This is a genomic window from Streptomyces sp. NBC_01314, assembly GCF_041435215.1.
Lineage (GTDB): Bacteria > Actinomycetota > Actinomycetes > Streptomycetales > Streptomycetaceae > Streptomyces.
In genome coordinates, this window is record NZ_CP108394.1 from 2,813,043 (window position 1) to 2,836,372 (window position 23,330).

At 68.6% G+C, this 23,330-nt stretch carries 18 protein-coding genes and 2 pseudogenes; 9 read left to right on the forward strand and 11 right to left on the reverse strand.

Features of this window, described 5'->3' with window-relative positions; all coding sequences use genetic code 11:
* Positions 1-4 precede the first annotated feature (4 nt).
* A complete protein-coding gene (locus OG622_RS12375; protein ID WP_371575735.1) occupies positions 5-757 on the forward strand; it encodes a sirohydrochlorin chelatase in 753 nt (250 codons plus the stop codon).
* Here the strand turns inward: OG622_RS12375 and OG622_RS12380 are convergent, their stop codons facing one another.
* Positions 758-1,390 carry a TIGR03086 family metal-binding protein gene (locus tag OG622_RS12380; RefSeq protein WP_371575736.1) on the reverse strand — a complete coding sequence of 211 codons (633 nt, stop codon included), beginning with the start codon at positions 1,388-1,390 and terminating at the stop codon, positions 758-760.
* A gap of 124 nt (positions 1,391-1,514) precedes the next feature.
* A complete protein-coding gene (locus OG622_RS12385; protein WP_371575738.1) occupies positions 1,515-2,066 on the reverse strand; it encodes a DUF1697 domain-containing protein in 552 nt (183 codons plus the stop codon).
* A 235-nt stretch (positions 2,067-2,301) separates the two neighbouring features.
* Between OG622_RS12385 and OG622_RS12390 the strand changes: the two genes are divergently transcribed.
* Positions 2,302-4,560, forward strand: a complete 2,259-nt coding sequence (locus OG622_RS12390; protein WP_371575740.1) for an MMPL family transporter — start codon at positions 2,302-2,304, stop codon at positions 4,558-4,560.
* A gap of 74 nt (positions 4,561-4,634) precedes the next feature.
* Here the strand turns inward: OG622_RS12390 and OG622_RS12395 are convergent, their stop codons facing one another.
* The 4 genes from OG622_RS12395 to OG622_RS12410 form a co-directional block, all read right to left on the reverse strand.
* A complete protein-coding gene (locus OG622_RS12395; protein WP_371575742.1) occupies positions 4,635-5,591 on the reverse strand; it encodes a CDP-alcohol phosphatidyltransferase family protein in 957 nt (318 codons plus the stop codon).
* Between the two features lie 291 nt (positions 5,592-5,882).
* Positions 5,883-7,169 carry an ABC transporter substrate-binding protein gene (locus OG622_RS12400; RefSeq protein ID WP_371575744.1) on the reverse strand — a complete coding sequence of 429 codons (1,287 nt, stop codon included), beginning with the start codon at positions 7,167-7,169 and terminating at the stop codon, positions 5,883-5,885.
* Positions 7,169-8,002: a carbohydrate ABC transporter permease gene (locus OG622_RS12405; protein ID WP_371575746.1), complete on the reverse strand. Its 834-nt coding sequence runs from the start codon at positions 8,000-8,002 to the stop codon at positions 7,169-7,171. The genes OG622_RS12400 and OG622_RS12405 overlap by 1 nt, the downstream gene beginning before the upstream one ends.
* Complete coding sequence (locus tag OG622_RS12410; RefSeq protein ID WP_371575748.1) at positions 7,999-8,946, reverse strand: carbohydrate ABC transporter permease; 948 nt, start codon at positions 8,944-8,946, stop codon at positions 7,999-8,001. The genes OG622_RS12405 and OG622_RS12410 overlap by 4 nt, the downstream gene beginning before the upstream one ends.
* A gap of 144 nt (positions 8,947-9,090) precedes the next feature.
* On the opposite strand from OG622_RS12410, the gene OG622_RS12415 reads away from it, so the two are divergent.
* A complete protein-coding gene (locus OG622_RS12415; RefSeq protein ID WP_371575750.1) occupies positions 9,091-9,954 on the forward strand; it encodes a phosphotransferase enzyme family protein in 864 nt (287 codons plus the stop codon).
* Positions 9,955-9,966: 12 nt separating this feature from the next.
* Here OG622_RS12415 and OG622_RS12420 read toward each other — a convergent pair whose 3' ends face one another.
* Together OG622_RS12420 and OG622_RS12425 are read right to left on the reverse strand one after the other, a co-directional pair.
* Positions 9,967-10,452 (reverse strand): GNAT family N-acetyltransferase, encoded by a 486-nt coding sequence (locus OG622_RS12420; protein WP_371575752.1) that lies wholly within the window; start codon positions 10,450-10,452, stop codon positions 9,967-9,969.
* A pseudogene (locus OG622_RS12425) lies at positions 10,449-10,871 on the reverse strand (3'-5' exonuclease); the annotation flags it as partial. The gene OG622_RS12420 and the pseudogene OG622_RS12425, both read right to left, overlap by 4 nt.
* A gap of 65 nt (positions 10,872-10,936) precedes the next feature.
* Between OG622_RS12425 and OG622_RS12430 the strand changes: the two are divergent.
* The 5 genes from OG622_RS12430 to OG622_RS12450 all read left to right on the forward strand — a co-directional run bounded on the left by OG622_RS12430 (position 10,937) and on the right by OG622_RS12450 (position 18,290).
* Positions 10,937-12,391: a tyrosine-type recombinase/integrase gene (locus OG622_RS12430; RefSeq protein ID WP_371575754.1), complete on the forward strand. Its 1,455-nt coding sequence runs from the start codon at positions 10,937-10,939 to the stop codon at positions 12,389-12,391.
* Positions 12,392-12,426: 35 nt separating this feature from the next.
* Positions 12,427-14,199, forward strand: a complete 1,773-nt coding sequence (locus tag OG622_RS12435) for a hypothetical protein (RefSeq protein WP_371575755.1) — start codon at positions 12,427-12,429, stop codon at positions 14,197-14,199.
* Positions 14,199-16,232, forward strand: a complete 2,034-nt coding sequence (locus tag OG622_RS12440; RefSeq protein WP_371575757.1) for a hypothetical protein — start codon at positions 14,199-14,201, stop codon at positions 16,230-16,232. Before OG622_RS12435 ends, OG622_RS12440 begins: the two co-directional genes overlap by 1 nt.
* Positions 16,219-16,626: a hypothetical protein gene (locus OG622_RS12445; RefSeq protein WP_371575759.1), complete on the forward strand. Its 408-nt coding sequence runs from the start codon at positions 16,219-16,221 to the stop codon at positions 16,624-16,626. Before OG622_RS12440 ends, OG622_RS12445 begins: the two co-directional genes overlap by 14 nt.
* Positions 16,627-16,790: 164 nt before the next feature.
* Positions 16,791-18,290 (forward strand): S1 RNA-binding domain-containing protein, encoded by a 1,500-nt coding sequence (locus OG622_RS12450; RefSeq protein WP_371575761.1) that lies wholly within the window; start codon positions 16,791-16,793, stop codon positions 18,288-18,290.
* A gap of 9 nt (positions 18,291-18,299) precedes the next feature.
* On the opposite strand, the gene OG622_RS12455 is transcribed toward OG622_RS12450, so the two are convergent.
* The 3 genes and pseudogenes from OG622_RS12455 to OG622_RS12465 all read right to left on the reverse strand — a co-directional run bounded on the left by OG622_RS12455 (position 18,300) and on the right by OG622_RS12465 (position 20,864).
* The gene (locus tag OG622_RS12455) at positions 18,300-19,013 is read right to left on the reverse strand and encodes a 3'-5' exonuclease (protein ID WP_371575763.1); all 714 of its coding nucleotides are present in this window, start codon (positions 19,011-19,013) and stop codon (positions 18,300-18,302) included.
* A gap of 86 nt (positions 19,014-19,099) precedes the next feature.
* Positions 19,100-19,405: pseudogene (locus OG622_RS12460) on the reverse strand (exonuclease domain-containing protein); the annotation flags it as partial.
* Between the two features lie 211 nt (positions 19,406-19,616).
* Positions 19,617-20,864 (reverse strand): SAV2148 family HEPN domain-containing protein, encoded by a 1,248-nt coding sequence (locus OG622_RS12465; RefSeq protein WP_371575765.1) that lies wholly within the window; start codon positions 20,862-20,864, stop codon positions 19,617-19,619.
* A gap of 326 nt (positions 20,865-21,190) precedes the next feature.
* Between OG622_RS12465 and glgX the strand changes: the two genes are divergently transcribed.
* Positions 21,191-23,329, forward strand: a complete 2,139-nt coding sequence (gene glgX / locus OG622_RS12470) for a glycogen debranching protein GlgX (protein ID WP_371575767.1) — start codon at positions 21,191-21,193, stop codon at positions 23,327-23,329.
* Position 23,330 lies beyond the last annotated feature (1 nt).

Below are 23,330 nucleotides of genomic sequence, written 5' to 3' on the forward strand. Positions count from 1 at the left end.
CCACATGTACAGGAAGCCGGTCCTCCTCGTCATCGCCCACGGCAGCCGCGACCCGCGGCACGCCGCCACCGTCCACGCCCTGGTACACCGGGTGCGGGCGATGCGCCCCGGGCTGCGCGTGGAGACCGGCTTCCTGGACTTCAACATCCCCTCGGTCCAAGGGGTGCTGGAGTCGCTGGCGGCGGAGGGCGTACGGGACGTGGTGGCTCTGCCTCTGCTCCTGACCCGTGCCTTCCACGCCAAGGCGGACATCCCCGCGGTACTGCGAGAGGCACCCTCCTGCCTGCGCATCCGCCAGGCGGAGGTGCTGGGCCCCTCGCCCCTGCTGCGCTCGGCGCTCGAACGCCGGCTGTACGAGGCGGGGTTGACCCCCGCCGACAGGTCCTCGACCGGGGTCGTCCTGGCCTCGGCGGGGTCCTCCGACCCGGAGGCGATCGCGGTGATCGCCGACATCGCGCGGGAGTGGTGGCACACCGGTTGGTGCGCCGTGCGACCCGCGTTCGCCTCCGCATCCCTCCCCCGCACCGAGGACGCCGTACGGGAACTGCGGGCACTCGGCTGCGAGCGGGTGGCCGTGGCGCCGTACGTCATCGCACCCGGCAGGCTGCCGGACCGGATCGCGCGGGGCGCGGCCGGGGCGGACGTACTCGCCGACGTGCTGGGTCCTGCGCCGGAAGTGGCCCGACTGCTGCTGCGCAGATACGACGAGGCGTCCGTGAAGGCGCCGCTGCGGACCCGGATCGGCGCGAGCGCCTGATCACCGCTGACGCGGCCGTTCTGCGCGTTCTTGTCGGACTCCGAGTTTCGGGTCCCGGCCGCTCGACGCCAAAGCCCTGTCGAACACCGGCGTGTCGGCCGGTACCGGCACCGGGTCCGCGAAGCCGTCGTACTGGCGGTAGAGCTCTGCGTGGGTTTCCACGACGGTGAGGACGAAGTGGGCGGCGGCGTCCGAGATGTGAAAGGGCCGGCCGGTGGCGGCGGCCACGTCCCAGCCGTGGACGGCCGTCTCCTTGATGATCATGCCGGCGAGGTCGACGGCGGGCAGCGGGCCCATGCCGAGGTCGATGTCGCCCTCCCACAGGGACGGGTCGGCCCAGGCGGTGACCGCGCGGTCCAGTTGGGCGGCGTAGGCGTCGGCCCAGTCGGGGTCCGCGGTGAAGTCGCGCTTCGTCAGTTCCTCGGGGAGCGGCTTGCGCAGGGCGCGGTGTTCGAGGCCGTGCGAGGTGTAGAGGACCCAGTGGTTGACCAGGGCGCGGACGTCCCAGTCGCCGCAGTGGGTGGGCAGGGCGAGCTGTTCCGCCGTGACGCCCCGGGCGACCCGGGCCGCCTCGGTGGCGCATTCGACCATGTACGCGTGGTGCGGGTGCGGGCTGATGTCGTGGTTCTTCATGCACCTCACGCTAGGGACCGCACGCTCAGCGCTCTTGAACAAACGCGACAGCGTCGTCCGCCCGGGGGGTGCTGTGTGGCGGCTGCGGGTGCGTCGTGGTTGATCGCGCAGCTACCCGCGCGCCTCACGGCGCGTTCCCGGTCAGCTCCGCCAGTTTCGCCACCGTGTTCCAGTTGCGGGTTGTGGCGATCAGGCCCTTCTGGAGGCGTGGCTTGGACAGGGTCTCCGCCAGTTTGGAGCGGCCCAGGCCCTCAGGGGCGTACAGGTAGAGCACCCGCTCCCCGAGCCTGAACTCCTCCGGGAGGAAGGCCTGTCGGTCGATCCCCTCGAAGCGGGCCTCGTCCACCGGCTCGGAGAAATAGGTGACGTGGAGTTGCTTGCCCTCCAGTTCCGCCGCCGGGAACGGGCAGGCTTCGCGGACGGACTCCAGGTAGGCGTGGTCGCGTACCAGGACGTCCACGGTGAAGCCGAAGTGTTTCTCGATGGCGGTCGTCAGTTCGGTGGCGAGGGAGTTCTCGTCGCCGTGGTCGCTGGTGAAGACCGCGTTGCCGCTCTGGAGGTAGGTGGCCACGCCGGTGTGGCCGAGGCCGGTCAAGAGGGTGCGGAGGTCGCCCATCGGGACCTTCTTGTTGCCGCCCACATTGATCCCGCGCAGGAGCGCCGCGTATGTCGTCATGGGCTCACGATAGGCAGGCCGGGGCGGGTTCACCCTGAGGAGCCGCCCCGAGAGGCCGGGATAGGTGTAGGGGTCACTGTCCTCCCTGGTGGGGAGGGGGCGGGGTCCGAGGGGAGGAGTCCTGCGCGTCGGGGTTCACCGGGGAGCACGACGAGATGGGTTTATCCGGCTCATACCTTCGAAAGGAAAGGTGGCGGCAGGGGGTCGCCATCGCCATCGAGGGGGCTGGCCCGTCATGGGGAACGAAGACGTACGGGTGCGGGGGATCGCCGCCCGCGCCGGCGGCTGGAGCGCCCGGCACCGATGGGCGGCCGTCGGTGTCTGGGTGCTGTTCGTCGTGCTGACGATGGGGATCGGCTCGGCGATGGGGTCGGTCGAGGTCAGGGACAGCGACCAGCTCAAGGGGGAGACCAGCACGGCGGCCCACATCATCGAGGAGGCGGGGATCGAGGAGCCCGCCGGTGAGACTGTGCTGATCCAGGCGAAGAACGACGACACCTTGGCCACGGACTCCTCGTTCCGGGCCGCCGTGGACGACGTCATGAAGGCCGTCGAGGGCACCGGGAAGGTCACGGACGTGACCTCGCCGTACGACACGCGGACGATCTCGAAGGACGGCCGCAGCGCGCTGGTCCAGTTCGACGTGCGGGGCGAGTCGAACACCGCGGGCGAGCGGATCGAGCCGGTGCTGAAGGCCGTCGAGGGCGTCCAGAAGGACCACGGGACGCTGCGGATCGAGGAGATCGGCGGCGCCTCCATGATGAAGACGTTCGACGACGCGTTCGGGAACGACTTCCAGAAGGCCGAGTACTCGGCCCTGCCGGTGGCGCTCGGCATCCTGCTGATCGCGTTCGGCGCGGTCGTCGCGGCGCTGCTGCCGGTGGCGCTGGCGATGACCGCGATCATGGCGACGATGGGCCTGATGGCCATCGTCAGCCATGTGATCCCGATGAGCGACACCGCCGGCTCGGTGATGCTGCTGGTGGGTCTGGCCGTCGGTGTCGACTACTGCCTGTTCTATCTACGCCGTGAGCGCGAGGAGCGTGCGGCGGGCCGGGACGCGCAGACCGCGCTGCGGGTGGCCGCCGCGACCAGCGGCCGCGCCATCATCGTTTCCGGTGTCACGGTGTGCGTGGCGATGGCGGGCATGCTGTTCACCGGGCTCGCCGAGTTCGAGGCGATGGGCCTGGCCTCCCTGATGGTGGTCGCCGTCGCGATGGTCGGTTCGGTCACCGTGCTGCCGGCCCTGCTGTCGCTGCTGGGCGAGCGGGTCGAGAAGGGCCGTATCCCGTTCCTGCACCCGGACAAGCGGCGGAAGAACGGCCGCTCCGAAGGCACCTCGGAGAGCCGCTTCTGGAACGCCGTCCTGCGGGTCGTCCTCGCCAGGCCGGCGCTGTCGCTGGTCGTCGCGACCGGTGCGCTGCTCGCCGTGGCGGCGCCCGCGGTCGGGATGAAGACGCAGAACCTCACGCTGGACCAGGAGTTCGGCGACTCGCTGCCGATCGTTCAGACGTACAACCGGGTCAACGAGGCTTTCCCGGGCGGTTCCGAGCCGGCCGAGGTGGTCGTCAGGGCGAAGGACATCAATGCTCCCGAAGTGCGCTCTGCGCTGGCCGACTTCAAGGAGGAGGCCGTCGCTTCGGGCGCCTCGCGCGGCCCGGTGGAGATCAAGGTGCACGACGCTCAGAACGTGGCCTTCGTGTACGTGCCGCTGGTCGGCGGCTCCGACCAGGACAGGGCGGGCGTGAGCCTGGACAAGCTGCGCGACGAGGTACGGCCCGACACACTCGGCAAGGTCGAAGGGGTCGAGGCGCCGGTCACCGGGCAGGTCGCGGGCAACCAGGACTTCAACGACCAGCTGGTCGGCTCCGTCGTCCCGGTCTTCGCCTTCGTCGTGTTCTTCGCCTTCGTGCTGATGCTGCTGTCGTTCCGCTCGCTGACGATCGCGGTCACGTCGATCGCGCTGAACCTGCTGTCGGTGGGCGCCGCGTACGGCATCCTCGTCGCCGTCTTCCAGCACGGCTGGGGTGCCTCGCTGGTGGGCGCGGAGGGCGTCGGCGCCATCATCACCTGGCTGCCGCTGTTCCTCTTCGTGATCCTGTTCGGGCTGTCGATGGACTACCACGTGTTCGTGGTCTCGCGTATCCGTGAGGCGCGGCTGCGGGGCCTTACGACGAAGGACGCGATCCGGCACGGCGTCGTCACCACGGCCGGGGTCGTGACCAGCGCGGCCGTCATCATGGTCGCCGTCTTCGCGATCTTCGGGACGCTGTCCATGCAGTCGATGAAGCAGATGGGTGTGGGTCTGGCGGCCGCCGTCCTCATCGACGCGACCATCATCCGGGGCGTGCTCCTCCCGGCGGTGATGGCCCTGCTCGGCGAGCGCAACTGGTACCTGCCGAAGTGGCTGAACCGCCTGCCGGACCTCACCCACGACGAGTCGCCGGAGCCGGGTCCGGCGCCGGCCAGGGAGGACGCGAGGGTACGGGTCTGATCGGGGCCCGAGTGCGGCGCGGGGCCGGGGGGGCGGTGTCACCGCCCCCCCGGCCCCGCGCCGTGTTCGCCGGTTCAGGCCGCCTTGGCCACGTCCCCGCGCACGTCTCCCCGGTCGAAGGAGTCGAGGGTGCGGGTGAAGTCGCGGGTCGACAGCAGCAGCTTGTAGACGATGGCGAGTTCGAAGACGAGCAGCAGGGCGCCGGAGACGAGGGTCACCGTCATCACGGAGTCGATGATCGGGCCGATCATGAAGACGCCCATCTGGAACTCGATGCCGCTGATCAGGTGGGGGCGGACGCGGTGGCGCAGCAGGAAGGACCGGGCCCGCAGATAGGCGGGGAAGCGGCGGCGGAACTCCTGGTGCAGGTCGACGACCTGGGTCTGCGGCGCGGCCTCGGTGACCTCGGCGGTGGCCGTGCGCAGGTCCTGCTCGATGTCGGCCTCGGGGTTGTCGCGCAGCAGGTCCTCCATGAAGGCGAGTTCCCGCTCGTTCTCGGCGCGGCGGGCCTCGCGGAGCCGGGCCTTGATCTGCTTGCGCATGGTGTGCCGGACCTTGAAGGTCTCCAGCGAGTTGATGTAGCGCAGCGCGTCGCAGCCGATGACGGCGGCGGCGAGCCAGATGTAGAAGGTCTCGCCCGTGCGGTGGTACTGCCCGGCCATCAGGGCAACCGAGCACGCCGCGACCCGGACGCGGTCGAAGACGAAGTCGAGCCAGGCGCCGAACACGGAGCCCTGGCCGGTGAGCCGGGCGACCTTGCCGTCCATGCAGTCGAGGATGAAACTCAGGTGGTAAACAATGGCGCCGGCGATCAGCCAGCGCCAGTCGCCCAGTGCGAAGAAGGCGGCCGAGACCAGACCCAGCAGGAAGGCGCCCCAGGTCAGCTGGTTGGGCGTGATCCTCGTGTACTTGGCGGTGAGCCGCACCAGCGGTGTGGCGACCGGGTCGACGAGCAGCACGGTCCACCAGGCGTCCCGCTTCTTCTGCGTGACGCGGCGCACTTCCGCGAGGTCGGGTATGTCTCGTCGCATGGGTCAACTTCCTGGCGTTCGAAATGAGTTCACACCCAGCTTGAGATCCGTTCACCCAAGGCACAAGAAGGTCCGAGTGCAACCTTTCGGAGGGGGTAACGGTCCAACCCGGCAACAGAGTCAATGCGTTTGTCTCGCGGGCCGGACGTTACCCCAACGTTATGAAATGACCGGACCGTTACCCAAAATGCGCCGGGACTTCACGGAAAAAGTGGAACCATCCAGCTTGCCCCGCTATCCACCCCTTGTCGGCACCGCTTCGATCCGCGGTTCAGGGACGCGGCCCCCGGCTCAGCGCTGGTAGCGGGCCAGCACCAGGTTGCCGTCGTCCTCCAGCCGTTCACGCAGCTCGCCGAGGCCGATCGCTCCGCTGTAGTACTCCTGGTAGGCGGGGGTGGCGACCTTGTCCTTCCACTCCGGGTAGCCGCGCACGGACTGGGCGGGGGCGGAGCGGAGGTGGGTGGCGAGGGCCGTGCCGGTGGCCCAGTCGTGCTCGGTCGTGCGCAGGGCCGGGTCCTGAAGGGCCTCGGTGCCGGTCGGGAGCATCCAGTCGCCGAGGGCGAGGCGGACCATGTTCTCGGGGCGCAGGAGGAAGTCGATGAACTCGGCGGCCTCCTTCTTGTGCGGGCTGTCCTCGGCGACCGAAAGCGTCTGCGGGCTGACACCCTGGGTGAGGCCGTCGGCGCCGGCCGGGGCGGGCAGCACCTGCCAGTCGAAGCCCTCGGGGGCCTGCTGGACGATCTGCTGACGGTACGAGAAGCCGAGCGGGACCATCGCGTACTTGCCGCCGAAGAAGCCGGGCAGCGTGTCGGAGCCGCCCATGCCGAGCGTGGTACCCGACGCGCTGCCGTCCTTGTTCACCTCGTCGTGCACGGTCTTCGGGACGACCGCGTCGGCCGCCTCGAAGCGGACCTCGACCTTGCCGTCGGCGTCCCGGTGGAACAGTTGCCCGCCCGCCGACAGCGACAGGTTCAGCGTGGCCGACACCGGCTCCTTCAGCGGCCAGGCGACGCCGTACTTCCCGTCGCCGCTCAGCTCCTTGGCGACTGCGCGGAACTCCTGCCAGGTCCACGGGTCGTCCGGGGTGGGAACGCGCACACCCGACTCGCGCAGCCAGGTGGCGTTGGCGATCAGCACCCTTGGTTCCTGGAGGAACGGCACCCCGTAGATCCCGTCCCCGAAGGTCGTCGTCTCCCAGCTGCGCCGCGGAATGTCCGACGTGAGCCGTTCGGGCAGCAGCCGGCGCAGGTCGGCGAGGTAGCCGCCGTACGCGAAGTCCGCGAGGTCGTCGGAGGCGTCATGGATGATGTCCGGCGCCTCACCGCCCTCGAAGGACGTGAGCAACTGGTCGTGGACGCTGTCCCAACTCCCCTGTACGTACTCGACCTCGACGCCGGGATGGGTGGCGTTCCACTCCTTCACCAGCTTCTTGTTGACCGCGACCGACTCCTCCTGCCAGGCCAGGGACTGGAAGCGGAGGGTGATCCGGCCGTCGGCGGAGTCACCGTCGCCGTCTGCGGTGCAGCCGGTGGCGAGGAGGCACAGCAGCAGAACCGCCGTCAGCCATCGTGCGCGCATCAGCTCTTCACCGCCCCGGCGAGCATGCCGCCTGTGATCCGTTTCTGGATGACCGCGAAGACGACCAGGGAAGGGAGCGTCGCCAGGAACGCCGCGGCGGCCAGCGGCCCGAGGTCGGCCGCGCCCTCCGCGCCGATGAAGTGGGTGAGGACGACCGGCAGGGTCTGTTTCTCCGGGGTCTTGAGCAGCACCAGCGCGAAGAAGAACTCGTTCCACGCGGTGATGAACGCGAAGAGCGCCGTCGCCACGATGCCCGGCGCCAGCAGCGGCGCCGTCACCGACACCAGTGTCCGCAGCTTCCCTGCCCCGTCGACCGCCGCCGCCTCCTCCAGTTCGACAGGCACGGCCCGGACGTAGCCGACGAGCATCCACAGCGCGAACGGCAGCGCCCACACCACGTACACCATGATCAGGCCGGGTACGGAGTTGATCAGCCGGAGGTTCTTCAGTACCAGGAACAGCGGGATGATCACCAGCACGAACGGGAACGCCTGGCTGACCACCACCCACCCGGTCGCCATCCGCGACAGCGTCGTGCGGTGCCGGGCCATGACGTAGGCCATCGGGGTCGCGATCAGCACGGCGACGACGGCGGCGCCGAGAGCCGCGACCAGCGAGTTGAGCGCGGCCTCCAGCAGGGGCTGTTCGTCGAAGGCCTGCCGGAAATTGTCGAGAGTCGGGTTCTTCGGGATCCAGGTCGGGTGGAGAGTGCCCAGCTCGCGGGCGGGTTTGAAGGCGGTGGAGACCAGCCAGAGGAAGGGGAACGCGAGGAAGACGAGATACGCGAGGAGGGCCACGTACTGACCGGTCCGTGTCGCTCTGCCGGCCCTCATGCGTCACCGCCCCGCCGCAGCCGGCCGACCAGATGGAGGGCGAGGACGACCGAGATCACCGCGACCATCACGCATCCCATCGCCGCCGCGTATCCGAACTGCCCGTAGCGGAAGGCCTCCTCGTAGGCGAAGAGCATCGGCAGGCGGGTGCGGCCGCCCGGTCCGCCGTTGGTGAGGACGTACACCAGGGCGAAGGAGTTGAAGTTCCAGATCAGGTTGAGCGCCGAGATGGCGAGGGCGATGGGTCTGATGGCGGGCCAGGTGACCGTGCGGAAGCGGCGCCAGGCGCCGGCGCCGTCCATCGCGGCGGCCTCGTGCAGTTCGCGTGGGGTGTTCTGCAGGCCGGCGAGGAGGGCGACGGTCGTCTGGGGCATGCCCGCCCAGACGCCGACCACTATGACGGCGGGCAGCGCGGTGGCCAGTCCGCTCAACCAGTCGCGGCCGTCGCCGAGGCCCAGGTCGCGGATGGTCTCGTTGAGGATGCCCGCGTCCGGGTTGTAGACGAGCCGCCACATGATGCCGACGACCACCTCCGGCATGGCCCAGGGGATGATGGCGAGCGCCCGCGCCAGCCAGCGCAGCCGGAGGGGCTGGTCGAGAAGCAGGGCCAGGCCGAGGCCGAGCAGGAACTGCGGCACGGTCACGCCGACCGCCCACAGCAGGCCGATGCGGAACGAGTCCCAGAACAGGGTGTCGTGCAGCAGATCCTGGAAGTTGAGCGTGCCGATCCACCGGGTGGGCTCGGTCCGGCCGGACTGGGCGTCGGTGAAGGCCAGCGCGATCCCGTACAGCAGCGGTCCGACGCTCAGCACCAGGATGGGGATCAGCGCGGGCAGCACCAGGAACCAGGCGCCGTGGTCGAGGATGCGCGGCTCCCGGCCGTCGGCGGGGGCGCGCCGCTTGGCCGGTCGCGTGCGTTTCGGCTTCGCGGTCGCCAAGGTCATGTCCGTCATGGTGCTGAGGGCATGACAGGGCGTCAAGGCACCGCGCACAGGCTCCGACCTGTGCGAATGCGAGACTGGCCGTGAATGGCGTGAACCTGACGCTCCCGAGGGGAGCGTCGGCCGTACGGACACGGAGGGCAAAGGATGGACGAGGCACGGGCGCGGGACGTACTGGGCGCGGCCGGTGTGCTGCCCGGTGCGGCCGGGCATGCGCGGCTGCTCGCGCTGGGCGAGAACGCGGTGTTCGCCGCCGGTGGCCTGGTGGTCAAGGTGGGCCGCGACGCCGAACTCCTGGACCGGGCCCGCCGCGAACTGGGCGTCGCGGCCTGGCTCACCGAGGCGGGCGTCCCGGCCGTGCGGCCCGCCGAGCCGGAGCCCCTGCTCGTCGAGGGACACCCGGTGACGGTGTGGCACCGCCTGCCCGACCCCGTACGCCCCGCCGGGGCCGGCGATTTGGCCGAACTCCTACGGCTGGTCCATGCCCTGCCCGCCCCTCCGTTCGCACTGCCCCGCCGTGAACTGCTGGGCGGGGTGGAACGCTGGCTGCGCCTGGCCGGCGACGCGATCGACCCGGCGGACGCGGCCTACCTCCGCGAACGCCGCGACGGCTTCGCGGCAGCCGCGGCCGCCCTCACCCCTCACCTGCCCCCGGGCCCGGTCCACGGCGACGCACTCCCCCGCAACGTGCACATCGGCCCGGACGGCCCGGTCCTCGTCGACCTGGAGACCTTCTCCGGTGACCTCCGCGAGCACGACCTCGTCGTCATGGCCCTCTCCCACGACCGCTACGGGCTTCCGGCCGAGGAGTACGACGCCTTCACGGCGACCTACGGCTGGGACGTGCGGGAATGGCCGGGCTGCTCGGTGCTCCGCGGCGCCCGCGAGACGGCCAGCTGTGCCTGGGTCGCGCAGCACGCGCCGAGCAACCCCGGGGCACTGACCGAGTTCGAACGCCGCGTCACCTCACTGCGGGACGGGGACGAGACGGTCCGCTGGTATCCGTTCTGAGCGGCGCCGGCCTCAGACGGCTCGGAGTATGAGCACCGCTTCGTCGATCTCGGCGTCACGGGCCAGGGCGAAGCCCCGGTCGTGGCCGGTGACGACGAAACCGCACTTCTGCAGGACGCGGATCGAGCCGGTGTTGTCGGCGGCCGCGTAGGCGTGCAGGGGCCGGGTGGGGACGAGGCCGATCAGGGCGGTGAGAGCGGCGGTGGCGATGCCTCGGCCCAAGTGCGCGCGGTCGATCCAGTAGGTGACCTGGCGTTCGTCCGGCGGCCCGAAGACCGCGGCGTTGCCGACGACCTCGCCGTCGGCGACCACCGTGCGCGTCAGGTTGTCGGAGTTTGCGCGGATTTTCGCCCAGTGACCGTCGAAGAGCGCCCGGTCGCGGTGGTACTCCCCGGTGAAGGCGGCGACCCGCTGCGCCTCGGGGTCGGACTGGTGCCGCCAGAAGAACGGCAGGTCGCTGTCGCGGACTTCGCGGAGGGAGACCGTCGCGGTCGTCATACCGTCTCCTCCGCCGACTCGCGCAGCGGCCAGGTCGCGTCGACGACCGCTTCCGGGTCGCCCTTGCGGCGGAGGAAGGCCTGGAAGTCGGTGGCCCACTCGGCATACCACTCGATCTGGCGGCGGTGCAGCTCGGCCGGGCCGAGGGCGGCGACCTTCGGATGGCGCTGGGCTATCGCACGGGCGAGCCGGGCGGCGGCCAGGGCGTCGGCGGAGGCGTCGTGCGCGGTGTCCAGCGGGACGCCGTACTCCCCGCAGACCGCTTCGAGGTTGCGCTTGCCGCGGCGGTAGCGGTCGACGGAGCGGTCGATCGTGTACGGGTCGATGACCGGCGCCGGGTCGAGGCCGCCCAGCCGGTCGCGCAGGGACGGCAGAGCGTGCCGGCGCAGCTCGGCGGAGAGCAGGGTCAGGTCGAAGGCCTTATCCACGCACGACCGTGTCTCACGAGCTCCGTCGTCGTTGATCGGCCAGGGGGTGCGATCAGATGGAGATCTTCTTCACCGACCCGGGAGCGCTGCAAGCGGCCGGGGTGAGCGATGCACAGAAGGCACTCGAACGGCACGGGTTGCATGCCGGTGCGCCGTTCATCGTCAGCGATGACGGCAGCTACGACGTCCAGCTCAACCGCTTCTTGTGGTCCCTGCCGACTCTCGGCGTGAGGTCGGCAAACTCCTGGCGGGCCTACGCTCTCGATCTGCTGACCTGGGGGCGGTTCCTCCAGGAACATCGCGGCAAGACCCTGTGGCACGCCGACCGTGACGACGTCACGGCCTTCCACCGGGCGCGGCGTGTCTCTCCCGACCCGACACAGGTTGTCTCAGCCTCGACCTGGAACCGGGGCGTCGCGGCCTTGGACAAGTTCTACACATGGGCGGTGGACGAGGCCCTGATCGAGCGGACGCCGTTCAAGTACTACGAGAGCTCGCGGCGCACTGGCCCCGGGCAGCAGGTGCGAGTCCGCAACAACCATGCGGCTGAGAAGGCCGCCAAGCGCGGAAACGTGAAGTTCCTCTCCGTCGCCCGTTACGCGGCCTTCCGCGATGTCGGATTGCGCGGTCAGCTGCTGACCAGGGCCGCCGATTCGTCCTTCCGTGGCCGTAACGCGGAGCGGAACGTCGTCATGGCGGAGCTGCTGGTCACCACCGGCTTGCGTATCGAGGAGGCCGCGTCGCTCTGTTGGCCGGAACTCCCCTCTATGGACGACCAGAGCGGTATGAAGAGTGTCCCGTTCGACCTGGCTCCGCCGACCGCCAAACGGGACAAGGGACGCAGGATCCTGCTGCCGAACCGAGTCCTCCGTGCGGTGGTCGACTATGTGGAGATCGAGCGTTCCCTGATGCTCGACCGCTGGCACGCCCGAGGCTGCCCGCTGCCGGCCGGTGCGGTGCTCGGAAGTCAAGCCGACCGGCGGGGTGTGCGGATGCCCTCGAAGAACGGCCGGCTCCGAAAAGTTCCCTGGTCACATGTGCCGCCGGCGGTCCGCTCCCGGCTCTACCTCGTTGACGAGCAGGGCCATCCCGTCGGGCCGGCGTGCGTATGGCTGGGCCAGGAAGCTCGGCCTGTGTCCCTGTCGGCCTGGGAGTCCGTATTCGTGCGGGCCTCGGAGAGATGCCGTACGTACGAGATCGACGTCGCCGCCACCCCCCATGTGCTCAGGCACACCTTCGCCGTGCATCTACTGTCTGCGCTGATCCATGAACAGATCGGCTCGGTTGAGAGGCATGAGGTGGCCGACGGCGTATACCGCCGGATCATTGGCGACCCGCTCGATCACTTGCGCCGCCTGCTGGGGCACTCCTCGATCACCACGACGTACATCTATCTCGACTGCACCGACCAGGCTCAGGCATTGATCGATGGTGCGGTGGACGCTTGGACGTCCGAGGTCGCGGACACAGCAACTCAGGTGTCGCAAACACAGGGAGCGAGCGCGTGGTAACCCGGGGACGACGTCGGGCTCGGTTGAACGCACCCGTGCTCCAGACCGTTGACCAGCCTCCAACCACGCTCGGACTCCTGAAAATCGAGGTCACGTTCCCGGACGACCGGAAGGCTGTCGTGGACTGGACCCACGAGCCGCAGCAGCGGTTGCTGCGCGCGCTGGGTGCCGAGCTGGCGGCGTCATGCACCGTAGGCCAGGGGACTGGTTCCCCACATACTCTCCGGAATCGCGCACGCTCTTGCCGGGAATGGGCGCGCTGGCTGGACTCCACGGAAGGCGTGGGACTGCGAGTGGATGCTCTCCTCCCACATCACCTCGACGGGTTCGAGAGCCACCTTCGAGAGAGGCATCCGGAGTCCTCCAGGACGCCGTACTCACGTATCGCCGACATCGTCTGGATCTTGCGCCGCCTCAGCGACAAGAAACCCGGCGTTTCTGCAGCCATGCTCCGACGGCTCTCCCATACCTCTGCCGGTCCAGTGGGCTCGTACACGCCTCGTGACGCCTATTCACCGCATATCGTCGAGCAATTGCGCGCCGCTGCACGTTCCGATGTCGGCGATGCAGTTCGGCGCCTGACGCTTGACGGGCCGACACTCCTCGCTCAGGGGCAGGATCCACGGATAGCGGGTTGGGACTCCGACGCCAATGTGCTGTGGGAGATCCACCGGAGCCAAGGAACATTCACCCGGCAGCAGCTGGCCCAACTGGTCGGCACCGCGCTGGCTGATGCGCATACTCCTGGCCGTCTCGCACCCTTGGTGTACCCGACCAGCCGCGACCTGTTCGCCCTGCTCCTTCTGTTCTGCCTCGAAAGCGGCATGGAGGTGGAAGCGGCCAGAGAGTTGACCTCCGACTGCTTGAAGAATCCCAACCGGGGCTATGTGCAGGTCGAATACCTCAAGCGGCGTCGGCATGGCCAGGAGTGGAACACGATGCGGGTGCGGGACGGCTCGCCCAACTCGCCCGGCGGGCTGCTGCGTTTGGCCCTGCGGATCACTGCCCCTGTCAGAGAGGCCACGGGCTCGTCGGCGCTGTGGCAGTTCCGGACGAAGGACGGGATTCTGTCCGCCGGCTTCAGCGCTGGATCTGCGTCAAGCGTGGCGCGGAGCTTCGTGTCGACACACCGGCTCACTGATGGGGGGAAACCCGTCGACTTGCGCCTTTCCCGGCTTCGCAAGACGTACAAAGCAGCGGTCTACAAGGTAACCGGCGGGAGGATGTCGGCGTTCGTGCAGGGGCATTCACCGGATGTCGCCGCAGCGCACTACGCGGACATCCCCTCATTGCGCAATCTGCACGAACAGGCCGTGGCAGACGGCCTGCAGGATGCGCTCGATGACGCCCAGGCTCCCGCGGTGCTGACGCCAAAGGAGGAAGAGAGGCTCACGCAAAATCCTGCGGACGCATGGGAGTCACTCGGCGTTTCCGCCGAGGAGCTGCCGCCGCTTCTGTCCGGCGAATCCGACCTGTGGTTGTCGTCCTGTCGCAGCTTCTTCGACTCGCCTTTCGGCATCAAGGGCAAGGCATGCCCCGTCTCCTTCTTCTCTTGTCTGGGGTGCAGCAACGCCGTGATCACCCGAAGGAAACTCCCAGCCATCCTGGCCTTCCTCAACCACATCGAGGCTGAACGGGCCAAGACGCCCGCAGCGGAGTGGGCAGCACGCTTCGGCAAGGCTCACCATCAAATTCTGCAACTGATCGTCCCGAGGTTCAGCGAGGGCGACGTGCTGAACGCCAGGGCAATCGCCGAGTCTTCCGAGCCTCTGCTGTTCCTGCCCCGCAACCTGCTGGGAGGCCACTGATGCCCGCCCAGCCACTACCACTTGGCCATGGTGCCAACCGCCCTGCCGACACGACACCGGTTCTGTCCGGACGTCCTCTCGCCGCCGATCCATCCCTCATGCCGCAATTCGGGGACCGTTTCTGGAATCTCGCGGTCGCTGGGCACGCGGGGAACCGCTACGCCAGCGAGTTCTTCATCGACTTCGAGTCACTCGGTGATGCCACCCGGCGCGAGGCCGCTCGCGAGTTTCTCTTCTGGAGACTCAACACACACCCGGTGCGTGGTGCGCTTCCTTCCATCTCGACAGTGGCGGCGGAGTGGTGGAATCTGCGGTGCTTCTTCCGGTTCCTCGACACCGAGCACGCTGGGATTCGCCTGGACACCGTGACACAGCCGGTTCTCGATTCCTATCTGCTTCACTGCCACGGCGAAGAACTGATGCCGAGCAGTCTGCGCCATCGCCTCCAGGTCATCCCACGCCTCCACCTCGCGGCAGAGGCCATGCCATCGGACGCTTTGGAGATCAATCCGTGGAACGGCCGCCCTCTCTCCCGCGTCATCGGCGGCCAGGCGGCGAGTAGACACGAGAACCAGACTCCCCGGATCCCGCCCAGGGTCATTGCCCCGCTGGTACAGGCCGCCCTGTTCTACGTACGTACCGCAGCACCGGACATCATCAGTGCGCGCGCCGAATTGACGGAACTGCAGGCCTCTGTCAGCGAGATCCACGGGCTGTCCCTCGCACGGCTGGACCGCTATCTCGACAGTCTTGCGGCAGGTGGGCGCGGGGTCCCGGTTCTGGACGGCACCGGTCTCCAACCGCACCTGGCCGGTTCACCCGCCTACACGTACATCATGCGCAAGTCGGGGGCGGGGCGGGATGTAGCCGGCGGCTCCTACGATGACCACATCGTCAGGGCACTGGAGCGGCTCGGACCTGAGCCTGGCGGCATGGACACACCCATCACTCCGCATCCGCAGACCGGACGCCCCTGGCGGGACAGGTTCAGTCCTCCCGCAGTCCCCCATGAGGAACGGCTCCTACGAGCCGCCTGCTACATCCTCATCGCATATCTGTCGGGAATGCGCGACTCAGAGGTCAAGGAACTCCGAGACGGCTGCCACTTCACCGAACGGAGTACGGACGGCGTCGTCGTCAGGCACAAGGTGCAATCGCAACTCGTCAAGGGCGGGCGAGGGGCGCCGGAGAGCTGGGTGGTCATCGAGCCCGTCGCCCAGGCCATCGAAGTCCTGGAATGTCTGCCCCACCGTGACCTGCTGTTCTGCCGACCAGTCGCTGGTCGCCCGTACTCGACGATCTCCGCCAACCGGATGAATGAGAACCTCAACGCGTTCCGGGCACACTGCGCGGACATCGGCTTTCCAGTACCCGATGTCGACGGAGAGCCGTGGAATCTCACAACGCGCCAGTTCCGCAGAACCGTGGCATGGCACATCGCTCACCGTCCGTACGGAACCGTCGCGGGGATGGTCCAGTACAAGCACCTCTCCGTGGCCATGTTCGAGGGCTACGCAGGGACTTCGCCCTCCGGTTTCCGCGCGGAAGTCGCCGCCGAAGAGGCCCTGGCCCGCTTGGCCGACATCGTGGAACGCTACGACGACTTCAAGGCCGGGGTGCGCTCAACCGCTCCAGGGGGTGCACGGACCGACAACGAGTTTGCCCGCGTGCAGGAGGATTTGCAGGACTTTCCCGGCAGGGTGGTCGATGAGCGCCGCCTCCACGCCATGCTCAAGACCTCAGCGCACACTCTCCACGTCGGGACTCTGAACGACTGCTACTACCAACCTGAAACCGCCCTGTGCCGAACCGCAGGCACCGAGGACCGGCCCTTCCTCAACAACTGCCGTCCCGAGCGCTGCGGGAACTCGACCATCACGATCCGGCACCGCCCAGGATGGGAAGCGGCGCGCAGCGACACCGAGCGGGCGTTGGCCTTCGTCGGACTCTCCGACCTCCAGCGCACGGCTCTGCGAGGGCACACGAGCGACATCATCAGAGTGATCGAGGGAATCGACCGTGCCCACAGCTGAACCCATCGAAGCAGCCCTCAAAGCGGCGTCCGAGCGTCTGCTCCGCGGAGAGCCCACCCGTAGTGACGGTTCCCTCACCGTCGCCTCACTCGCCGTTGAAGCCGACGTCAGCAGAGCCAGCGCCTACCGCTACCCCCAGGTTCTGGCGGAGTTCAGAAACCTCGTAGCAGAACGAGAAGACGCAGCCGCACCCTCAGCGTCCCTCCGGCAGGAGGTCCAATCTCTGAAAGCAGCCGAGCGTGGCCTTCGCCAAGAGCACGCGCGCGAGGTGCGGGAGCTCCGGTCCTCCATCAACGTCCTCGCACAGCAGGTTCAGTTCCTCACACTCGAGAACCAGCGTCTCTCCAAGGCAACTGAGCGAAGCGATCGCGTCACTCGCATCGATCGCCGCTGATCGAAGCGACCTGATGCGACCTGATGCGGCACGGTATCCCGCTTGCAGAAGGTGATCCCGCTCGCCATCCTCAAAGGCGGCGATGCGCCGGCCCATCCCGCCCTACGCTCCCGATCACGAGATCGACCGATGAGTGAGCATCGTCAACAACCACGGGGAGCAACGTGCCGCCTTTCGTCTACCGGATCACCAAGTACGACCCTGCCGACCGCGACGAGCACGGCGGCTACATCGGCGCTGAGGACTCGACCAGCGACCACGGGCCGGTCGAGGCTGCATATCTGCAAGCGATTGCCGCCTTCGCCGAGGACACCGACATCGGCCATCTGGCCATTCGTGAGCCGGGGATCTCCGGCCTTGCCCACTTCGGCCTGGAGCCGGCGATCGACGGCCACGGTCTTGCCGGGCTCTTCCCACCCGACCTCAGCGGGTTCCACGACGGTGCGGAGGTGCCCGTCTCCCTCGGCCTGGAGCTGGTCAGGGTCATGCTCCGCGACAACGGTGCCTGGTGCCGTCTGGCGGTGGAGGGCAGGTTCACCGTGCAGGTCGGTTGGGACCAGTACGTCTACGTCAGCAGCGACAAGCCCTGCCAGCGCGCCTTTGCCCGCACCCGGGCTCTCGGTCTCTTCCCGGAGCGGCTGGAGGCCTCGCCCTACGACGCGGACGTCGACGAGCCCGGCGTGCAGCGGCCCGCCGACGAGGACTTCTGGGCCCGTCTGCGCTGGTCCATCGCCATGCGGCACGCAGCGATATTGGAGGAGGGGTACCTCCACAATGCCTCCCGCTGGCATCGCCTCACTGATGGGAACCTCGATGCGGTACGCGCCCGACTCACCCCTCGCGCCCAGTTGACCGTCTGGCCGGACCTGTCCACCGATGTCGACGCGGTCCTCGCCTCGCTTCCCGACGAAGGTCCGGTTGAGTTCGTATGGGAGGACGAGAACGGGGCTATCTCCAGCACGATGGCCGACGAGTCCGAGTACAGGGAACTGGCCGCCCGGGTGGCAGGCGCCCGTGCCGCTACGGCCCTGTCCTTGACCCTCGACGAACGCCACCCGCTGTTCACCGCGGTCCTGCCCGACAGCGACGGCGTCCTGCGCGCGCTGTGGAGGACCGAGCCGACGCCGAGCGACCGGAACTGGGCCTTCCTTAAGACTCTCCACCGTGGGCAGATCTGCACGGGCACGGTCACGGAGATCGCCAGCTTCGGTGTGACCTTCGTGGACATCGGCGGCTTCACCGCGATGATCAACATTCCGGAGCTGTCCTGGCGGCGCATCAATCACCCCTCCGACATCGTCAGTGTCGGCCAGAGGGTCTCGGCCGAGATCCTCGGCGTCGACCTGGTGAGCGAGCGCGTGTCACTGTCTCTGAAGGCATTGCAAGAGGACCCGATGCCGCAGTTCCTACAGCAGGTCGGCCAGATCACGAACGGCGTGGTGACCAAACTCGTACCGGTCGGCGCCTTCGTCCGTATCGAGGACAGAGAGGACGGCCTCGAAGGCCTGGTGCACCTCACCGAGCTGGCCGAAGTACACGTGGACCGACCCGAGGACGTGGTCCAGGTCGGAGACACCCTCACCGTGAAGATTGTGGACGTCGACCTTCCACGGCGCCGGATCACCCTCTCCCACCTGCAGGCTCTCGCCCCCAGAGAGCGCTGACCAGCGCGGTCATCGCCGCCGGGGAATGAGCGGCCAGGCCGGCTCGACGACTGCCGTCGGATCCGCGGTGCGCCGCAGGTACGCCTGCAAAGAGACCGACTGCTCAGCCGCCGCCCGCACCTGAAGGTCATGCAGATCCACCAAGGGCATCACCCCGACGGGCTGGTGCTTCTCACCCATGCGCCGCACCACCCGGGCGGCAGCCACGGCGTCCGCCCTCGCATCATGGGCGTCATCGAGCGACACCCCGTAGTGAGCACACAACGCGTGGAGGGCTCGCTTGCCCTTCCGGTACTTGTCGACGTGCTTGTCGATCACCAGCGGATCGATGACGGGCGAAGGCACACTGCCCAGCCGCCCGCTGATCGACTCGACCTCGTGCCGCCGGCACTCACGGTCAAGCAGTGACAGGTCGTAGCGTGCGTTCATCACCACCAGAGGCGTCCCGGAACGCAGCCCATCGGCGACTGTCCGCGTGATCTCCTCGATAGCGGAAGCAGCCGGTACCCCGTGCTCGCGGGCATGTTCCGTGGAGATGCCATGGATCGCCGACGCCTGCTCGGGTATCGCCACCCCGGGATTCAGCAGCCAGGTCCGTTCAGCCGAGACAGCCCCGGCCGAATCCAGGCGCACGACCGCTGCCGTCACGATGCGGTCGGTCTCGACGTCGGTGCCCGTGGTCTCCAGGTCGAAGGCCATCAATGGCCCAGTGATCCAGCTCATCACACGGCCCCCGTTCCAGCGTGGGCTGCCGGAACGCACCGCGCTGCAGCATGAGACACCCGAGACACGGCTGGAGTGCGTGGATAAAAGGCCGCGTTGTACGCCACGACCGGGACGCCCGTCTTCCAGTAGGAGACGAGGACGTCGGCGATGGCGTCGGCGACCTGGTCGGCCGGGCTGCCCTCGGCCACCGCGCGGGCGTTGGTGATGCCGTGCACCGCCACCGCCTCCGCCGGGATCTCCATGCCCGGGTCGGCCAGCCATTCCCGGTGTCCGACCGGTTCCCCGTCCTTGACCTCGATCACCGCGCCCGTGACGATACGCGCCTCGCGCGGGTCCGTCCCGGTGGTCTCCAGGTCGAAGCCGATCAGCAGCTGCCGGTGCCAACCCATGCTGGCCCCCCTTCTTGGTGGTGCTTTCCCCCAGTGACCACCACCATCGCATGGGCCACTGACAATCCGAGGACCGCGTTCCGCTCGGCGCCGGGCCACCCGCTCACGGCCCGGGTCCCGACCGGCTCTTCTGCCCGGGTCCCGACCGGCCCTTCTGCCCGGGTCCCGACCGATCCTCCGGCCCGGGTCACGGACGGCGGCACGGCCCGGTTCACGACACCGGTCGTGAGTCCGCCCACGCCACTTCGAACTCCTCGCGGTAGGTGTCCAAAAGCCCGACTTCGCCGTTCTCGTCGGCCTTGAGGACCCGCTTTCCGCCGCGCAGGACGAGGACCGGCGCCTCCATGCCCCGGGTGCGGCGCAGATACGTCTGGACGACCGCGACGCCGTCGGAGCCGTCGCCGTCCACGAGGTAGGCGGTGAAGCGGGGCGTCTCGTCGAAGACCTGGATCTCGAAGGCGCCGGGGTCGCGCAGCCGGGAGCGGACCCGGCGCATATGGAGGATGTTCATCTCCACGGCGCGGCTCAACTCACCTCTCTTTATGCCCAGTTCGCGCTCACGCCGCTTCACCGCGCTGGACGCGGGGTTGAGGAAGAGCAGCCGCGCCCGGCAGCCCGACTCGGCGAGCCGCACCAGCCGTCGCCCGGAGAAGTTCTGCACGAGGAGGTTCAGGCCTATCCCGATGGCGTCGACGCGGCGGGCGCCGCCGAAGAGGTCCTCGGCGGGGAACTGCCGCAGCAGCCGCACCCGGTCGGGGTGGACGCCGACGACGTCCGCGTACCGGTCGCCGACGAGCTCCTCGACGGCGTCGACGCGCAGCCGGCGCGCGGAGGGCACGTCGCTGCCCGCGCCCAGGATCTCCAGCAGTTTCGCCGAGGCGCGCTCGGCCTGGGCGAGGACGGCCTCGGAGAGGGCCCGGTTGCGGGAGACGACGTTCCGGGTGACCTCCAGCTCGTCCAGGGCCAGTTCCACGTCGCGCCGCTCGTCGATGTACGGCTCGAAGCAGGGCCAGTGCTGCACCATCAGCTCGCGCAGCTGCGGCAGGGTGAGGAAGCTGAGCGTGTTGTCGTCGGCGGGGTCGAGCAGATAGCCCTTGCGGCGGCTGACCTCGCGCACCGCGACAGCCCGCTGCACCCACTCCTGTCCGGCGGGTCCGGCGGCGGCGACCACCCAGTCGTCGCCGTGGACGGGCTCGTAGATGGGCCGCAGCACGGCGGCCACCACGGCGCGCAGCCGCTGTTCGACGAGGTTCAGCCAGATGTAGGCACGGCCGGCCCGCTGGGCGCGCGTACGCACTTCGAGCCAGGCGTCGGCGTTCCAGTCCAGTTCCGGGCCGATGGATCCCCTCTCCATCGGCCGTGCCAGGGACACCGCGCCGGGTGGGACATCTGTGGAGTTTCCCTCGTGACCCGTGTCGCCCGCGTCACCAGGAGGCAGCTCCAGCCCTCCCGAGCCCACCCGCGCACCGCCTTCCGCTCCCCCGAGCTCGCCCTACTCAACGATCAAGGAAGGGTACTCCGGTAGCGGGTGACGATACAGCCGGATGGACAGGTCGTTTCTCAACTACCGCACGTGACGCGCCCGTTGCGGCCCGCTACCGCGCCGGGAGTGAGCTGATTCATAGCGGCCGACGGCGCGGACCCGACACAGGAGGCCCTCGAAGCGTCACGATGTGTCCATCGCTGGGCAGGAGAGACGTATGTCCTAGGAGGTTCCATCAGTTTGGGGGAGACTCCCCACGGAGTCGCCCCCAGCGGCGCGCGACAACTGGAAGAGTCGTATCCATGCAGGTCTGGCCTGGACAGGCGTATCCGCTCGGCGCCACGTACGACGGCGCCGGTACCAACTTCGCGGTCTTCTCGGAGGCCGCGCATCGAGTAGAGCTGTGTCTGCTGGACGACGACGGCTCCGAGACGGCGGTGGAACTGCGCGAGTCGGACGCGTTCGTGCGGCACGCGTACCTGCCCGGCGTGATGCCGGGCCAGCGGTACGGCTTCCGTGTGCACGGCCCGTACGCGCCGGAGCGTGGGCTGCGCTGCAACTCCGCGAAGCTGCTCCTCGACCCGTACGCGCGTGCCATCAGCGGCTCGGTCAAGTGGGGCGAGGAGGTGTACGGCTACCACTTCGGGGCGCCCGACAAGCGCAACGACCTCGACTCGGCGCCCCACATGATGACGTCGGTCGTGGTGAACCCGTACTTCGACTGGGGTGACGACCGGCGGCCCCGCACCGAGTACCACCACACGGTGATCTACGAGGCCCACGTCAAGGGCCTCACGATGCGGCACCCGGGGCTGCCCGAGGAGCTGCGCGGCACGTACGCGGCGCTCGCCCACCCGGCGATCATCGACCATCTGACCGCACTGGGCGTCACGGCGCTGGAGCTGATGCCCGTACACCAGTTCGTGAACGACCACCGTCTGGCCGACCTCGGCCTCAGCAACTACTGGGGCTACAACACGATCGGCTTCTTCGCCCCGCACAACGCGTACGCCTCCTGGGGCGACCGTGGGCAGCAGGTGCTGGAGTTCAAGTCGGCGGTGCGGGCCCTGCACGAGGCGGGGATCGAGGTCATCCTCGACGTGGTCTACAACCACACGGCCGAGGGCAACCACCTGGGGCCGACCCTGTCCTTCAAGGGCCTCGACAACCCGTCGTACTACCGGCTCACGGACGACCCCCGCTATTACATGGACACGACGGGCACGGGCAACTCCCTGCTCATGCGGTCGCCGCACGTCCTGCAACTGATCATGGACTCGCTGCGGTACTGGGTCACCGAGATGCATGTCGACGGCTTCCGCTTCGACCTCGCGGCGACACTCGCCCGCCAGTTCCACGAGGTGGACCGGCTGTCGTCGTTCTTCGACCTCGTCCAGCAGGACCCCGTCGTCTCCCAGGTGAAGCTGATCGCCGAGCCCTGGGACGTCGGCGAGGGCGGCTACCAGGTGGGGAACTTCCCGCCGCTGTGGACCGAGTGGAACGGCAAGTACCGCGACACCGTGCGGGACCTGTGGCGGGGCGAGCCCCGTACGCTCGCGGAGTTCGCGTCACGGCTGACCGGTTCGTCCGACCTGTACCAGGACGACGGGCGACGCCCGCTGGCCTCCATCAACTTCGTGACCTGCCACGACGGCTTCACGTTGCGGGATCTGGTCTCCTACAACGACAAGCGCAACGAAGCGAACGGCGAGGACAACCGGGACGGGGAGAGCCACAACCGGTCCTGGAACTGCGGGGCCGAGGGCGAGAGCGACGATCCCGGGGTGACCGGGCTGAGGGTCCGGCAGATGCGGAACTTCATCGCCACGCTGATGCTGTCGCAGGGCGTGCCGATGCTCAGCCACGGGGACGAGTTCGCGCGGTCGCAGGACGGCAACAACAACGCGTACTGCCAGGACAACGAGCTGTCCTGGGTGCCGTGGCCCGCCGGCGAGGACGGGGACGGCGACGACGGCAGCGAGGTCTTCGGGGATCTTCTGGAGTTCACGCGCGCGATGGTGTGGCTGCGCAAGGACCACCCCGTGTTTCGGCGGCGGCGGTTCTTCCACGGGCGGCCGGTGGAGGGGACGCACGACGAGCTGTCGGACATCGCCTGGTTCACGCCGGAGGGGGAGGAGATGGTGCAGCGGGACTGGGATTCCGCGCAGGCCGGGGCACTGACAGCGTTCCTGAACGGGAACGCGATCTCCGAGCCGGGATCGCGCGGCGAGCGGATCTCCGACGACTCGTTCCTGTTGATGGTCAACGCGTCGACGGAGCCGCTGGAGTTCGTGGTGCCGGTCAATCATGGGCCGCAGTGGCAGATGGTCGTGGACACGGGGCGGGAGGACGCGGTTCCTGTGGACGGTCCGAAGGTGGCGGCCGGGGACCGGGTGACCCTGGTGGATCGGAGCTTGGCCGTTTACAGGCGGCCGACCTAGG